The organism is Kitasatospora sp. NPDC049258, assembly GCF_040678895.1.
Taxonomy (GTDB): Bacteria; Actinomycetota; Actinomycetes; order Streptomycetales; family Streptomycetaceae; genus Kitasatospora.
Genome location: NZ_JBFAQT010000005.1, coordinates 272668 through 287060, shown reverse-complemented (window position 1 = coordinate 287060; position 14393 = coordinate 272668). Strand labels below are relative to the sequence as shown.

Annotated in this window: 13 protein-coding genes and 2 tRNA genes; 7 read left to right on the top strand and 8 right to left on the bottom strand. The window is 73.1% G+C overall.

What is annotated here, in order from left to right:
- The first annotated feature begins 167 nt into the window (after positions 1 to 167).
- Positions 168 to 1991, top strand: coding sequence for an alkyl sulfatase dimerization domain-containing protein (locus tag AB0K43_RS07345; protein WP_363636726.1), 1824 nt, complete (start codon positions 168 to 170; stop codon positions 1989 to 1991).
- A 118-nt stretch (positions 1992 to 2109) separates the two neighbouring features.
- Here AB0K43_RS07345 and AB0K43_RS07340 read toward each other — a convergent pair whose 3' ends face one another.
- Positions 2110 to 2829 (bottom strand): DedA family protein, encoded by a 720-nt coding sequence (locus AB0K43_RS07340; protein ID WP_363636724.1) that lies wholly within the window; start codon positions 2827 to 2829, stop codon positions 2110 to 2112.
- Between the two features lie 302 nt (positions 2830 to 3131).
- On the opposite strand from AB0K43_RS07340, the gene fbaA reads away from it, so the two are divergent.
- Positions 3132 to 4154 (top strand): class II fructose-bisphosphate aldolase, encoded by a 1023-nt coding sequence (gene fbaA, locus AB0K43_RS07335; protein ID WP_363636722.1) that lies wholly within the window; start codon positions 3132 to 3134, stop codon positions 4152 to 4154.
- 89 nt (positions 4155 to 4243) lie between these two features.
- Positions 4244 to 4657 carry a DUF3151 domain-containing protein gene (locus tag AB0K43_RS07330; RefSeq protein WP_363636720.1) on the top strand — a complete coding sequence of 138 codons (414 nt, stop codon included), beginning with the start codon at positions 4244 to 4246 and terminating at the stop codon, positions 4655 to 4657.
- 119 nt (positions 4658 to 4776) lie between these two features.
- On the opposite strand, the gene wrbA is transcribed toward AB0K43_RS07330, so the two are convergent.
- Together wrbA and AB0K43_RS07320 are read right to left on the bottom strand one after the other, a co-directional pair.
- A complete protein-coding gene (wrbA, locus tag AB0K43_RS07325; protein WP_363636718.1) occupies positions 4777 to 5385 on the bottom strand; it encodes an NAD(P)H:quinone oxidoreductase in 609 nt (202 codons plus the stop codon).
- Positions 5386 to 5555: 170 nt separating this feature from the next.
- The gene (locus tag AB0K43_RS07320; protein WP_363636716.1) at positions 5556 to 6197 is read right to left on the bottom strand and encodes a TetR/AcrR family transcriptional regulator; all 642 of its coding nucleotides are present in this window, start codon (positions 6195 to 6197) and stop codon (positions 5556 to 5558) included.
- Between the two features lie 304 nt (positions 6198 to 6501).
- On the opposite strand from AB0K43_RS07320, the gene AB0K43_RS07315 reads away from it, so the two are divergent.
- Positions 6502 to 7272, top strand: coding sequence for a DUF3152 domain-containing protein (locus AB0K43_RS07315; protein ID WP_363636714.1), 771 nt, complete (start codon positions 6502 to 6504; stop codon positions 7270 to 7272).
- 7 nt (positions 7273 to 7279) lie between these two features.
- Here AB0K43_RS07315 and AB0K43_RS07310 read toward each other — a convergent pair whose 3' ends face one another.
- The 5 genes from AB0K43_RS07310 to purS form a co-directional block, all read right to left on the bottom strand.
- Positions 7280 to 8998 carry a WD40 repeat domain-containing protein gene (locus tag AB0K43_RS07310; RefSeq protein ID WP_363636712.1) on the bottom strand — a complete coding sequence of 573 codons (1719 nt, stop codon included), beginning with the start codon at positions 8996 to 8998 and terminating at the stop codon, positions 7280 to 7282.
- 138 nt (positions 8999 to 9136) lie between these two features.
- The gene (locus AB0K43_RS07305; RefSeq protein ID WP_363636710.1) at positions 9137 to 9964 is read right to left on the bottom strand and encodes a sterol carrier family protein; all 828 of its coding nucleotides are present in this window, start codon (positions 9962 to 9964) and stop codon (positions 9137 to 9139) included.
- Between the two features lie 69 nt (positions 9965 to 10033).
- Positions 10034 to 12289 (bottom strand): phosphoribosylformylglycinamidine synthase subunit PurL, encoded by a 2256-nt coding sequence (gene purL / locus AB0K43_RS07300; RefSeq protein WP_363636708.1) that lies wholly within the window; start codon positions 12287 to 12289, stop codon positions 10034 to 10036.
- Entirely contained in the window at positions 12289 to 12966 is a 678-nt protein-coding gene (gene purQ / locus AB0K43_RS07295) for a phosphoribosylformylglycinamidine synthase subunit PurQ (protein ID WP_363636706.1), read from the bottom strand. The genes purL and purQ overlap by 1 nt, the downstream gene beginning before the upstream one ends.
- A complete protein-coding gene (purS, locus tag AB0K43_RS07290; protein ID WP_350637505.1) occupies positions 12963 to 13223 on the bottom strand; it encodes a phosphoribosylformylglycinamidine synthase subunit PurS in 261 nt (86 codons plus the stop codon). Before purS ends, purQ begins: the two co-directional genes overlap by 4 nt.
- A gap of 460 nt (positions 13224 to 13683) precedes the next feature.
- On the opposite strand from purS, the gene AB0K43_RS07285 reads away from it, so the two are divergent.
- The 3 genes from AB0K43_RS07285 (at position 13684) to AB0K43_RS07275 (ending at position 14336) form a co-directional block, all read left to right on the top strand.
- Entirely contained in the window at positions 13684 to 14001 is a 318-nt protein-coding gene (locus AB0K43_RS07285; RefSeq protein ID WP_033817889.1) for an Lsr2 family protein, read from the top strand.
- A 140-nt stretch (positions 14002 to 14141) separates the two neighbouring features.
- A tRNA-Gly gene (locus AB0K43_RS07280) sits at positions 14142 to 14214 on the top strand.
- Positions 14215 to 14263: 49 nt separating this feature from the next.
- Positions 14264 to 14336: transfer RNA gene (locus tag AB0K43_RS07275), tRNA-Gly, on the top strand.
- Positions 14337 to 14393: the final 57 nt, after the last annotated feature.

Below are 14393 nucleotides of genomic sequence, written 5' to 3'. Positions count from 1 at the left end.
ACCCCACCCCGGCTAGCGACCACTGAGGGCGGGGCGGGCCGCGTGGCCGCGTTGTTTCACGTGAAACAACGCGGCACACCGGCCGTTGGCGTGTCCCGGGCGGCCGGGCGGCGGACCCGGCGCCCGGCGGCGGCGACAAACCGGGCGAACGGTGCGATTCTCGGCGCATGACGACGCTTCCGTTCGAGGACACCGAAGACTTCTCCGACGCCGAGCGCGGCCTGGTGGACACCCTCTCCCCCGCGGTCGTCACCGGCGAGGGCGGCCGGGTGGTCTGGGACAACGACGCCTACGCCTTCCTCGCCGGGGAGTGCCCCGACACCGCCGACCCCAGCCTGTGGCGCCAGGGGCAGCTCGCCGCCAAGCAGGGGCTGTTCCTGGTCACCGAGGGGATCTACCAGGTCCGCGGGCTGGACCTGTCCAACATGACGCTGGTCGAGGGCGACCGGGGCGTGATCGTCATCGACCCGCTGATCTCCGCCGAGACGGCCGCCGCCGCGCTCGCGCTGTACCGCCGCAACCGCGGGGACCGGCCGGTCACCGGGCTGATCTACACCCACTCGCACGGCGACCACTTCGGCGGCGCCCGCGGCGTCCTGCCGCACGGCCACGAGCCGGTGCCGGTGATCGCTCCGGCCGGCTTCCTGGAGCACGCCGCCAGCGAGAACGTGTACGCCGGCACCGCGATGAGCCGGCGCGCGGTCTACATGTACGGCGCCCGGCTGCCCAAGGCGCCGGACGGCCAGATCGGCTGCGGGCTCGGCATGACCACCTCCACCGGCACCATCACCCTGATCCCGCCCACGGTGGACATCACCCGCACCGGGCAGCAGGAGGTGGTCGACGGGGTCCGGATCGTCTTCCAGCTCACCCCGGGCACCGAGGCGCCGGCCGAGATGAACTTCCACTTCCCCGAGCGCCGCGCGCTGTGCCTGGCCGAGAACGCCACCCACACCATGCACAACGTGCTCACCCTGCGCGGCGCGGTGGTCCGCGACGCCCGGATCTGGGCCCGCTACCTGGACGAGGCGCTGCGGCTGTTCGGCGCCGACAGCGACGTCTCCTTCGCCTCGCACCACTGGCCGACCTGGGGCGGCGAGCGGATCGCCCGGTACCTGGCCGAGCAGCGCGACCTGTACGCGTACCTGCACGACCAGACCCTGCGGCTGCTCAACCGGGGCCTCACCGGCCCGGAGATCGCCGAGACGGTCCAGCTGCCCCCCGCGCTGGAGCGCACCTGGGCGGTGCGCGGCTACTACGGCTCGCTCAGCCACAACGTGAAGGCGGTCTACCAGCGCTACATGGGCTGGTACGACGGCAACCCGGCCAACCTCTGGCCGCACCCGCCCACCGAGCAGGCCAAGCGCTACGTGGACGTGCTCGGCGGCATCGGGGCGACCGTCGCCAAGGCCCAGGGGTACGCCGACATCGGCGACCTGCGGTTCGCCGCCACCCTGCTGAACCACGCGGTCTTCGCCGAGCCGGAGCACCAGGCGGCCCGGGACGCGCTCGCCGCGGTCTACGAGCGGCTGGGACACGGCGCGGAGAACGGCACCTGGCGCAACTTCTACCTGACCGCCGCGATGGAGCTGCGCGGCACCTTTGCCGCGGTCGACCTGGACGTCAGCAATCCGGAGCTGGCGATGGCCCTCGACGTCGACCAGCTGATCGACTCGATGGCGGTGCGGATCGACGGGCCGCGCGCCTGGGACACCGCGCTCACCGTCGACCTGCTGGTCACCGACCAGCGGCGCGGCTGGCGGCTGACCCTCTCCAACGGGGCGCTGACCCACCACAGCGCACCGGCCGGGCAGCCGCTCGGGCCGGGCCCGGCCGCCCTCACCCTGACCCTGACCAAGCCGCAGCTGCTGGGCCTGCTGGCCGGCGGCGGCCTGGACGGGATCGGCCGCAGCGGCGACCCGCAGGCGTTCGCCACGCTGGTGTCCCTCCTGGAGACCCCGGACCCGAACTTCCCGATCGTCACCCCCTGACCGGAGCGGGACCGACCGCAGCGGAACCGACCGGAGCAGGACAGGATCCGACCGGAGCAGGACATGACGGAGCCCCGGGCCCCCGTCACACGGGGCCGCGGGGCTCGGTCGGACAGGCTCAGCCCTTGCGGTGGCGGCCGCCCGCCACCTGGTGCTGCTCCTCCTCCACGGCGACCGCGGCCGCCTTCTTCTTCTTCCGCTCGCGGAGCACCTCGAAGATGATCGGGGAGATCGAGATCAGGATGATCAGCGCCATCGCCGGGATCAGGTACTTGTCGATCACGGGGGCCAGCGAGTCACCGGTGAAGTAGCCGATCAGCAGCATGGACTCGGTCCACAGCACACCACCGACCACGTTCCACACGAAGAAGGTCTTGGCGGGCATCTCCAGGGTGCCGGCGACCGGGTTCAGGAAGGTGCGCACGACCGGGATGAAGCGGGCGATCACCACCGCCTTGGCCGGGCCGAACTTGTCGAAGTACTCCTCCGCCTTGACCACGAAGTCGCGCCGGAAGATCTTCGACTCCGGCTTGTCGAAGAGCCGTGGGCCGACCTTGGCCCCGAAGAAGTGGCCGAGCTGCGCGCCCGCGACGGCGCAGATCGGAGCGCCGATCAGCAGCACCGCGATCGGCAGCCGGGCACCCTCCCCCAGCACCGAGGAGGCCGCGCCCGAGGCGGCGACGCCGGCCAGGATCAGCAGCGAGTCACCCGGGAAGAAGAAACCGATCAGCAGGCCGGTCTCGGCGAAGATGATCGCGAGCAGTCCGATCGCGCCCAGTGACGAGATCAGCGACTTCGCGTCGAGCACATTGACGGCGAGCTGGTTGAAGGTGTCCACGCGCGCAGGATAGCGCCCCCTGATGACGGGACGCTGCGGAGAGCCGGTGGCCGCACCCACGACCTCCGTCCCAAGTGGCGGGCCGCCGGGTGTCCCGGGCCCCGAGTCTGGGAAGATGACACCGGTGTCCGGCCCGCGGTCGTGGACCACCCTCTTCCCGCGCCGCGTCGGACCCGTCGATCCTGGTACCACCAAGCCGTACCGCTGAGTCGCGTCGGCCCGGTGCCACACGTCGTACCACTGGCGTATCGAGCATCGGACAGCGTCGTCCGATCGCCCCACACCGACAGGAGCGGATTCGCATGCCCATCGCAACTCCCGAGGTCTACAACGAGATGCTCGACCGGGCCAAGGCGGGCAAGTTCGCCTACCCGGCCATCAACGTCACCTCGTCCCAGACGCTGCACGCCGCCCTGCGTGGCTTCGCCGAGGCCGAGAGCGACGGCATCATCCAGATCTCCACGGGTGGTGCGGAGTTCCTGGGTGGCCAGCACAACAAGGACATGGTGACCGGCGCCGTCGCGCTCGCCGAGTTCGCGCACATCGTGGCCGCCAAGTACGACGTCACCGTGGCGCTGCACACCGACCACTGCCCCAAGGACAAGCTGGACGGCTACGTCCGCCCGCTGCTGGCGGTCTCCGCCGAGCGCGTCGCCAAGGGCCTGAACCCGCTGTTCCAGTCGCACATGTGGGACGGCTCCGCCGAGACCCTGGCCGACAACCTGGCCATCGGCCGGGAGCTGCTGGCCCAGGCCGTCGCCGCCAAGATCATCCTTGAGGTCGAGATCACCCCGACCGGCGGCGAGGAGGACGGTGTCTCGCACGAGATCAACGACGAGCTGTACACCACCGTCAACGACGCCGTCCGCACCGCCGAGGCCCTCGGCCTGGGCGAGCAGGGCCGCTACCTGCTGGCCGCCTCGTTCGGCAACGTGCACGGCGTCTACAAGCCCGGCAACGTCGTGCTGAAGCCGGAGCTGCTGCGCGAGCTGCAGGACGCGATCGGCAAGCAGTACGGCAAGACCGACCCGTTCGACTTCGTCTTCCACGGCGGCTCGGGCTCCACCGCCGAGGAGATCGCCACCGCGCTGGAGAACGGCGTGGTGAAGATGAACCTCGACACCGACACCCAGTACGCCTTCACCCGCCCGGTCGTGGACCACGTGTTCCGCAACTACGACGGCGTGCTGAAGGTCGACGGCGAGGTCGGCAAGAAGAACACCTACGACCCCCGCACCTGGGGCAAGCTGGCCGAGGCCGGCATGGCCGCCCGCGTGCTGGAGGCCGCCCAGCAGCTGCGCTCGGCGGGCAACCGCATCAAGTAGGGCCCACCACCGGTGCCCCCGGACGGCTCGCGCCGTCCGGGGGCACCGGCGTCTTCGCCCGACCCCCGGTCAGTGGTTGACTGGGGCCCATGAGCATTCACGAGAACCTGCTCGGCGGACCGCCGCCGACCCACCTGCCGGCCGAGACCGGCCCGCTGGAGCTGCTGGCCTCGGGTGCCACACCCGCCGAGGTCGCGGCCAAGTTCCCGACCTCCTCGCTCGCCTGGGCGCAGCTGGCCGACGACGCCTTCGTCGCGGGCCGGACCATCGAGTCCTACGCCTACGCCCGCACCGGCTACCACCGCGGTCTGGACGCGCTGCGCCGGGCCGGCTGGAAGGGCCACGGCCCGGTGCCGTGGGAGCACGAGCCGAACCGCGGCTTCCTGCGCGCGCTGCACGCGCTGGCCCGGGCGGCCGGCGCGATCGAGGAGAAGGACGAGTTTGAGCGCTGCACGCAGTTCCTGCGCGACAGCTCGCCGACCGCCGCCGACACCCTCGGCTGACCTGCCGGTACTTCGCGGCCGACCGGCCGAAAGCCTCCGCCGCCCGGGCCTGCCCGGGCGGCGGAGGGCTGTCCGGGGCCGGGGCCCGAGCCCGCGGGGCCGGGGCCCGGCGGCGGGGCTCAGTCCTGCCGGCCCGCCTGCAGGCGGTCGGTGAAGGTGGCCAGCCGGGTGCCCTGGTAGCGGGCGGCGGCGAGGAGCTCCTCGGTCGGGGCGCCGGCGCCGGAGGGGTGGGCGGCGCCGTACGGGTTGCCGTAGGCGGCGAACACGGACGGGTCGGTGTAGCCGGGCGGGATGATGATGGTGCCCCAGTGGTACAGGGTGTTGTAGAGCGCCAGCAGGGTGGACTCGTTGCCGCCGTGCACGTTCTGGGCGCTGGCGAAGGCGGTGGCCGGCTTGTCCTGCAGCTTGCCCTGGTACCAGAGGCCGCCGGTGGTGTCGAGGAACTGCTTGAGCTGGGCGGCCACGTTGCCGAACCGGGTCGGGGTGCCGAAGGCGTAGGCGTCGGCCCACAGCAGGTCCTCGTGCGAGGCGACCGGCACGTCCGCGGTGGCGTCCAGGTGCGCGCGCCAGGCGGGGTTGGCGTCGATGGCGTCCTCGGGCGCCAGCTCGGCGACCCGGCGCAGCCGGACCTCGGCGCCGGCCTTCACGGCCCCCTCGGCCACCGCCTCGGCGAGCTGGTGGACGCTGCCGGTGGCGGAGTAGTAGATGACTGCGACCTTGCTGGCCATGAGAGTTGATCCCCCTGTGCGATGGGCTGCTGCCGGACGTGCGCTGGTCAACCTTGCGGCACGCGCGGCGCGGTGGGGCAGGGATTCCCGCCGGAGCGCCGCGACTGCGTCAGGTCGACAGTAAAACGGAGCGCACTCCGGTTTCAAGAGGCAAACGGAACGAGTTCCGGTTAGCCCTTTCCGGCGAGCCCGCAGAACCCGTCCACCAGGTCCGCCACCGCGGCCTTGATCTCGCCCGCGCCCATCCCCCGCCCCTCCCGGAACCACTGCAACTGCTCGGCCGAGAGTGCGGCCAGCAGGGCGTCCGCGAGGAAGTGCGGGTCGGCGCCCGGCCGCACCCGCGCCAGCAGGATCGACAGGTGGGCGTGGTAGACCGAGTACGGACCGCCCCGGAACCGGCCGGCCGGCGAGCTGCGCTCGGCGAGCAGCTGGAGCTCGTGCTGCGCCTGGATCCGGTCCACCAGCGCCGACAGGAAGGCCCGCAGCCGGACCTCGTCCGGCGCATCGGGGCCGAGTGGCGGCGGGCCGGTCATGAAGGCCGCCTGGAACTCGCGCTCACGTTCGTCGAGCAGCGCCAGGAGCAGCCCGGTGCGGTCGCCGAAGCGCCGGTAGACCGTGCCGATCCCGATGTCCGCCACCCGCGCCACCTCGGCGACCGACAGACCCTCGGCCCCTGCGGCGTCCAGGATCTCCGCGGCCGCCCGGAGGATCTTCACCCGGTTCCGGGCCGCGTCGGCCCGCTCGGGGGGCGCCTGCCCGGCGACCGGGAGCGGGTTCGCCGGCCCCGGCAGCGGGCCCGAACTGCGGCTCATCACGGTCCTCCCAGCGCTCCACGGGTCGCCGAAACCCTATCCGACCAGGCGGAACCGGGCGGCCCCGGCAGGCGTCCAGCACCTTCGGGAGCGGCTGGAGCCAAGGCCGGACATACCGGGTATGTAGACATTCGGCACGGGCCCGTGCGATGGTGAGTTCGATGCGCCGCGACATGCCAGTTGACGGTTCGTCGGGCCGTGTCCCCGAACAGAGAGGCCCGTAGTGCCTACACCCCGCAGCTCCCGGCGCGCTCCCGCGAGGGGTCGCAGGCGCGCCAGGCCGCGACGCCGCGGCCGACTCGGGATGGGAATAGCCCTGGTCGGCTCGCTGGCGGTGCTGGGCGGCACGGTGATCGCCCTCGGCCTCCCGCACGGCGGGTCCGACGGCGCCGCTCCGAGCAGGCAGGCCAGGGCCGTGCCGGCCGAGGCCGTGGAGCAGGCGCCGGACAGCCCCGAGCCGGTGCCGCCGGCCGCCTCCCCGAACCCGAGCAGTTCCCCCTCCGTCGCCCAGGACCCCAAGGGCACCGGGAAGTTCAGCACCGCGGCGGCCAACGGCCCGGCGGTCGGCCGGGGCACCGTCCGGCGCTACAAGGTCGAGGTCGAGGACGGCATCGGCATCGACCCGCAGGGCGCGGCGGCCGAGGTGCAGGCCATCCTGGCCGACAAGCGCGGCTGGACGGCCGACCGGCGCAACGGCTTCCAGCTGGTGGCCGACGGCACCTACGACTTCACCGTCCGGATCGCCTCGCCGGAGACCGTCGACCGGATCTGCGCGAGCGCGGGGCTCGACACCAAGGGCGAGGTCAACTGCGACGTGGGCCGCCAGGTGATGGTCAACTCCAAGCGCTGGCAGAGTGGTTCGCCGCAGTTCTCGGGCCCCGTGGAGGAGTACCGGGCACTGATCGTCAACCACGAGGTCGGCCACCGGATAAACCACGGGCACGAAGGCTGCCCCGGCCCGGGCAAGCCCGCGCCGGCGATGATGCAGCAGATCTACGGGCTGAACGGCTGCGTGCCCAACGCCTGGCCGTACACCGCCGACGGGACCTACCTCGGCGGGCCCAGCGTCCCCTAGCGACCTCTCAGCCGGCCCGGACGGCGGCGATGCCGTCCGAGGTGCCGAGCACCAGCAGCCCGCCGGCGAGGGCCAGCGCCCAGACCGGTGAGCCCAGGCGCAGCTCGATCGGCTCGGCCCCGGGCCGCCGCAGCCGCACCAGCCCGTCCGCCCAGGCCGCGGCCACGGTCAGCCCGTCGGCGGCGCAGGCCACCGCGACCGCGCTGACCACCCGCTCGCGCCGCTCCAGCAGCTCGGCCGGCGCCCCGGTGCCGGGCCGCCAGAGCTGTACCGACCCGTCGAAGCCCCCGCTCACCAGCACCGGCCCCCCGTCCTGCAGGGCGGCGGCCAGCGCGGTCACCGGGCCCCGGTGCGGCCGGTCGGTGCACAACTCGCCACCGGCGGCCCGCCAGTGCAGCGCACCGGCCTCGTCGCCGAGCGCGGGCAGCGCACCCGCGAGGCCCGGGACGGCCGCCACCGCACTCGGCGGGGTGCCGGCCGCGGCCACGAGGTCGGCCAGCGCCGCCCCCGGGCGGCTGTCCGCCTCCGCCGAGGACGGCAGCACCGCGCTCTCGCCCCAGGAGTCCAGCAGCACCACGCTGCCGCCGGGCGTCACGGTCAGCCCGCGCAGCGGCCTCGGCCCGGGGGTGGGCACCCGGGCCAGCGGGCGGCCCGAGGCGGCGTCCACCGTGCGCACCGTGCCGCCGGGGTCGGCGAGCAGCAGCTGTCCGGCGTACGAGCCGGCGCCCGGCGCCAGCGAGGCGACCGGACCGGGCCAGCCGAACGCCGAGTCGGGCCACATCGCCCAGGCGCACCGCCACGGCGCGGGCACCCCCGCCAGCCGGTCGGCGGCCGGGCCGTCCAGGCCGATCAGCCTGGTCCGCAGCACCGCCGCCCGGACGCCGGGGTCGGGCTCCTCGATCAGGGCGGGAGCGGCGGCCCGCCACTGCTCCGGGAGGGTGCCGGGCCGCCCGCCCAGCGCGGCCGAGACCGCCACCGGGTCGGCCAGGGTGAGCAGCCGGGCGTCGCCGAGGAGTCGGTCCACCCCGTCCTCGCGGGCGGCGGCCCGCCACAGCTCGGTCAGCAGCGCCGGCCCGGCCGCGGCCGGGTCGAGTGCGCCGTCCGGCCCGGCGGGCAGCTGCCCGGCCAGCTCGGCGAGGCTCCGGGGCGCCGGCTCGGCCGGGTGTCCCAGGGCGGCGCCCGGGCTCGGGTAGCGGGTGGGGTCGGCGCCGGTCGCGGCGCACCAGGCGGCGAACCGCGCCGGGTCGGTCCACTGCGGCAGGTCCAGGTCGAGCACGGCCGGTTCGGTGACCGCGGTGAAGGCTCCGGCGCCGCCCTCGACGACCAGCCTGATCCGCGCCAGCCGGAGCAGCGGGTCGAGCAGCTCGGCCACCAGCTCGGCCGGATCCACGGCGCGGCCCAGCTCGGGGACGCAGATCACGGTCGGGCGGTCGTCCTCGGCCAGGGCGGCGAACAGCTCCTCGGGCGTGCGGACCAGCAGGTCCAGGCGCCGCCCGAGCAGCCAGGCCGCGCTCTCCACGGTGGCCCCGGCGGCGGGCAGCACGGCCCGTACCCCGGCGCCGCCCTCGGCCAGCCAGGACAGCAGATGGCTCTTGCCCGCCCCGGGCGATCCGGTGACCTGGCACAGCCGCGGCGCCCGGCCGTCGCCGAGCCAGCCGAGCAGAGCCAGTCCGGCCGGACGGCGGCCCGCCCGCAGCGGCGGTATTCGGCTCCCCTGTGCACCCACGGCTCGGTCCCCCTTCAGCGCTGAGCCGGCGTCATCCGGCCGACCGTCAGGGGGATGAGCTTACTGACGGCCGCCGCGGGGTCACCGGCGGCCACCGCGGAGTCGGCCCGGCGCCGGCAGGTGGGGGCCGGCGCGGGGTCAGCGCAGCACCGGCAGATGGGGGCCGAGGTCGCTGCGCTCACCGCTGGCCGAGACGGCGGCCTCCTCGAGCGCGGTCGACCAGTCGAGCCGGCCGGTGGCCAGCCTGATCCAGGTCAGCGGGCCGGCCTCGACCACGTTCGGCGGGGTGCCCCGGGTGTGCCGCGGGCCCTCGACCGCCTGCACCACCGCGTACGGCGGCACCCGCAACTCGACCGCCCCGCCGGGCACCTGTGCGGCGAACGCGTCGGCCAGCAGCCGGGAGACGGCGGCCACCGCCTGCCGGTCGTGCGGGAAGTCGGTGCGGCCGAGCGCGGCCGCCAGGTCGTCGGCGTGCACCACGGTCTCCACCAGGCGGGTCACCAGCATGTCGGTGAGGGTCATCGAGCCCAGGCGGATCTCGAACCGGCGGGCCGGGTCCGCCGCGGCCGGATCGGCCAGCAGGTCGAGCAGCAGGGCCGCCTCCCGGTCGAACCCGGCGGCGACCCGCGCGGGCGGGCCGGCGAACGCCTCGGCGGCGTGCGCACGGGCCGCCCCGTCCAGCAGCGGCGCCAGCGCGGCGACCCCCGCGGCCCACTGCGGCAGGCCGATCGCCGCCCGCCCCTGCTGCGGATCGTCCAGGTGCCGGGGCACCCAGCCCACCTGCAGCGCGAGATGGGCCAGCAGGTCGCGCACCGTCCAGTCGCCGAGCCGGGTGGGCCCGTCCAGCAGCCGGTCGGCCGCCGGGTCCGCGCACAGCGCGCCGACGGCGGCGCGCAGCGCCTCGGTCTGCGCGGCCAGGGCGGCGCGCACCTTCACGGGGTCGTACGTACGGGTCCGGTTCGCCATGACGGGAAGGCTAGCGCGGACGCGCGAAGGGCGGCCCGGTCGTCCACCGGGCCGCCCTTCGGAGCGGGATCAGGCGAGCAGGGCCTCGATCACGCCGGTGTGCGCGTCCTTCAGCTCGGCCAGCGAGACGGTGAACTGGCCCTGGACGTCCAGGACATCACCGTCGACCACGCCGATCCGGGCGAGGGGCAGGCCGCGGGCACCGCACATGTCGTTGAACCGGAGCTCCTCGCTGCGCGGCACGGACACCACGGCCCGGCCGGCCGACTCGGAGAACAGGAAGACGAACGGGTCGAGCTCCTCGGGCACCACGATCCGGGCACCCTTGCCGCCCTTGAGGCAGCTCTCGACCAGCGCCTGGCCCAGACCGCCGTCGGAGAGGTCGTGCGCCGCGTCGATCATGCCGTCGCGGGAGCCCGCGATCAGGATCTCGGCGAGCAGCCGCTCGCGCTCCAGGTCGACCTTGGGCGGCAGGCCGCCCAGGTGGCCGTGGACGACCTCGGTCCAGGCGGAGCCGCCCAGCTCGTCGGCGGTGTCGCCGAGCAGGTAGAGCAGCTGGCCCTCCTCGGCGAAGCCGATCGGGGTGCGCCGGGTGACGTCGTCGATCACGCCGAGCACCGCGACCACGGGGGTCGGGTGGATGGCGGTCTCGCCGGTCTGGTTGTAGAGCGAGACGTTGCCGCCGGTGACCGGGGTGCCGAGGATCTGGCAGGCGTCGGCCAGGCCGCGGGTGGCCTCGGCGAACTGCCACATCACGTCCGGGTCCTCGGGGGAGCCGAAGTTGAGGCAGTCCGAGACGGCGAGCGGCTTGGCGCCGCCGGCCGCGACGTTGCGGTAGGCCTCGGCCAGCGCCAGCTGGGCGCCGGTGTACGGGTCCAGCTTGGTGAAGCGGCCGTTGCCGTCGGTGGCGACCGAGACGCCGAGGTCGGTCTCCTCGTCGATCCGGATCATGCCCGAGTCCTCGGGGGTGGAGAGCACCGTGTTGCCCAGCACGTAGCGGTCGTACTGGTCGGTGATCCACGCCTTGGAGGCCTGGTTGGGCGAGCTCGCGACGGCCAGCAGGGCCTGCTTGAGCCCGGCGCCGTCGGCCGGGCGGGCGAGCCGCTCGGCGGTCGGGGCGTCGGCCTGCAGCGCGTCCTGCCAGCTCGGGCGGGCGTACGGGCGCTGGTAGACCGGGCCGTCGTGGGCGACGGTGCGCGGCGGCACGTCGACGACCTGCTCGCCGTGCCAGAAGATCTCCAGGCGCTCGCCGTCGGTCACCTCACCGATCACGGTGGCGATGACGTCCCACTTCTCGCAGATCTCCAGGAAGCGGTCGACCTTGCCGGGCTCCACGATGGCGCACATGCGCTCCTGCGACTCGCTCATGAGGATCTCCTCGGGCGAGAGCGTCTGGTCGCGCAGCGGCACGGTGTCCAGCTCGATCCGCATGCCGCCGGAGCCGGCCGAGGCCAACTCGCTGGTGGCGCAGGAGAGTCCGGCGCCGCCGAGGTCCTGGATGCCGAGCACCAGCTTCTCGGCGAAGATCTCCAGGGTGCACTCGATCAGGAGCTTCTCCTGGAACGGGTCGCCGACCTGGACGGCCGGGCGCTTGGCCGGGCCGGTCGCGTCGAAGGTCTCCGAGGCCAGCACGGAGACGCCGCCGATGCCGTCGCCGCCGGTCCGGGCCCCGTACAGGATGACCTTGTTGCCGGCGCCGGAGGCCTGCGCGAGGTGGATGTCCTCGTGCTTCATGACGCCCACGCACAGCGCGTTGACCAGCGGGTTTCCCTGGTAGCAGGAGTCGAAGACGACCTCGCCGCCGATGTTCGGCAGGCCCAGGCAGTTGCCGTAGCCGCCGATGCCCGCGACGATCCCGGGCAGCACCCGGCGGGTGTCCGGGTGGTCGGCCGCGCCGAAGCGCAGCGGGTCCATCACGGCGACCGGGCGGGCGCCCATCGCCAGGATGTCGCGGACGATGCCGCCGATGCCGGTGGCCGCGCCCTGGTAGGGCTCGATGTACGACGGGTGGTTGTGCGACTCGACCTTGAAGGTGACCGCGTAGCCCTGGCCGACGTCGACCACACCGGCGTTCTCCCCGATGCCGACCAGCATCGCGTCGTTCGCCGGGGCCTTCTCGCCGAACTGCTTGAGGTGCACCTTGGAGCTCTTGTACGAGCAGTGCTCCGACCACATCACCGAGTACATCGCGAGCTCGGCGCCGGTGGGCCGGCGGCCGAGGATCTCGCGGATCCGCGCGTACTCGTCCTGCTTCAGGCCGAGTTCGGCCCAGGGCTGGGCGGATTCCGGGGTCTGCTCGGCGTTCTTGACGGTGTCGAGTGACATCAGGCGTTCACCAGCTGCTTCAGGACGGACGTGAAGAAGCCCAGGCCCTCGGTGGTCGGGCCGGTGAGCGGCTCCACCGCGTGCTCGGGGTGCGGCATCAGACCGACGACATTGCCGGCGGCGTTGGTGATACCGGCGATGTCGCGGTACGAACCGTTGGGGTTCAGATCCACGTAGCGGGCCACCACGCGGCCCTCGGCCTCCAGCTCGTCGAGGACATGCCCGTCCGCGACGAAGCGGCCCTCGCCGTTCTTGAGCGGGACGACGATTTCCTGGCCGGCCGAGTAATCGGCGGTCCAGGCGGTGGCGGCGTTCTCGATCCGCAGCTTCTGGTCGCGGCAGACGAAGTGCAGCGAGTCGTTGCGGGTGAGCGCACCGGGCAGCAGGTGCGATTCGCAGAGCACCTGGAAGCCGTTGCAGATACCGAGGACCGGCATTCCCAGGCGGGCCTGCTCGATGACGGTCTCCATCACCGGCGAGAAGCGGGAGATGGCACCGCACCGCAGATAGTCGCCGTAGCTGAATCCGCCCGGCAGGACGACCGCGTCGACCTGATGGAGATCCTTGTCACGGTGCCAGAGTGCGACCGGCTCGGCGCCGGCCAGACGGACCGCGCGCTGGGCGTCGCGGTCGTCGAGAGAGCCGGGGAAAGTGACGACGCCGACGCGGGTGGTCACTTCGCCTCTCCCTCGACTCGGACGGTGAAGTCCTCGATCACGGTGTTGGCGAGAAAGGTCTCGGCGGCTTCGCGGATGCGGGCAAGGGCGGCGTCGTCCACCGGCCCTTCCAGCTCCAGCTCGAATCGCTTGCCCTGGCGGACGTCGGCGATCCCGTCGAAGCCGAGACGCGGCAGCGCACGCTGCACCGCCTGTCCCTGCGGGTCGAGGATCTCCGGCTTGAGCATGACGTCGACTACGACGCGTGCCACTGGCACTCCCGGGTGTCGTGCGTGAAGGCGGGGGGACCTTCAGACTACCTGGGCTTTCGGGCCCGATTGCGGGCCGGAGGAGGCGACGCGCGTAGACCTTCACCCCTTACGCGCCAAGGGTTCCAGGGCTCTCCACCACCCGCGCAGCGGGCAGTTTTCGGCCCGGTTAATCCTCCGGGACCGGGTCCGGCGAGAACACCCGAATACCGGCACTCCGGACAGATCGACCACCCCTATCCGTCCGGTATCCGAGCTCGCGAGCATCGCGTGAATTTCCGGAAAAAGGAATCCCCAACCCTTCGTATTCGGCCCCCTTTGGGTGCAGAATAGGGCGACCGGCAGCCGCAGGCGCGGCGTATCGGCATGGCCGCGAGCCTGCCCGTTTACGCCTGAGCCCACCGGCCACCGGGGCACCCGGGGCACTTCCGACACCCGGCGGCCGAATTGCCCGAGAGGATTGACACCCATGGCTCAGCGTGTAGTCGTCACGCTCTCCGACGACCTGGACGGCGGCGCCGCCGCGGAAACCGTCCACTTCGGCGTCGACGGGAAGTCGTACGAGATCGACCTGTCTGCGGACAACGCGGAAAAGCTGCGGGAGGCCCTCGCCCCGTTCGTCGCGGCCGGGCGCCGCCAGAGCCGCACCGGAAAGTCCTTCCGGCGCACCGCGCTCACCCCGGACCCGGCCGCCGTGCGCGCCTGGGCCCAGTCCAACGGCATGGAGCTGCCGGCCCGCGGCCGCATCCCCAAGCACGTCTACGAGGCCTTCGCGGACGCCAACTGAGCCGTCGCCCGAGCTGTTCGGCCGTCCCACCCCTCCTCCCCCGGAGGAAGGGTGGGGCGAGCACTCCGATCGATGTTGTAGAGTATTTCTCGTCGCCCCAACGGGGAACACCGAAGAGGCGGCCGGTGCCCAGGCACCGTGCGGACGTGGCTCAGTTGGTAGAGCATCACCTTGCCAAGGTGAGGGTCGCGAGTTCGAATCTCGTCGTCCGCTCGCAGTGTCGAAAGACACAGCAGCACAACGCAGGACAACTTCACAGCATGCGGACGTGGCTCAGTTGGTAGAGCATCACCTTGCCAAGGTGAGGGTCGCGAGTTCGAATCTCGTCGTCCGCTCCGGAAACGAAGGGCCCCCTCTCCCGAGGGGGCCCTTCGTCGTTCCCCCGCACCGAT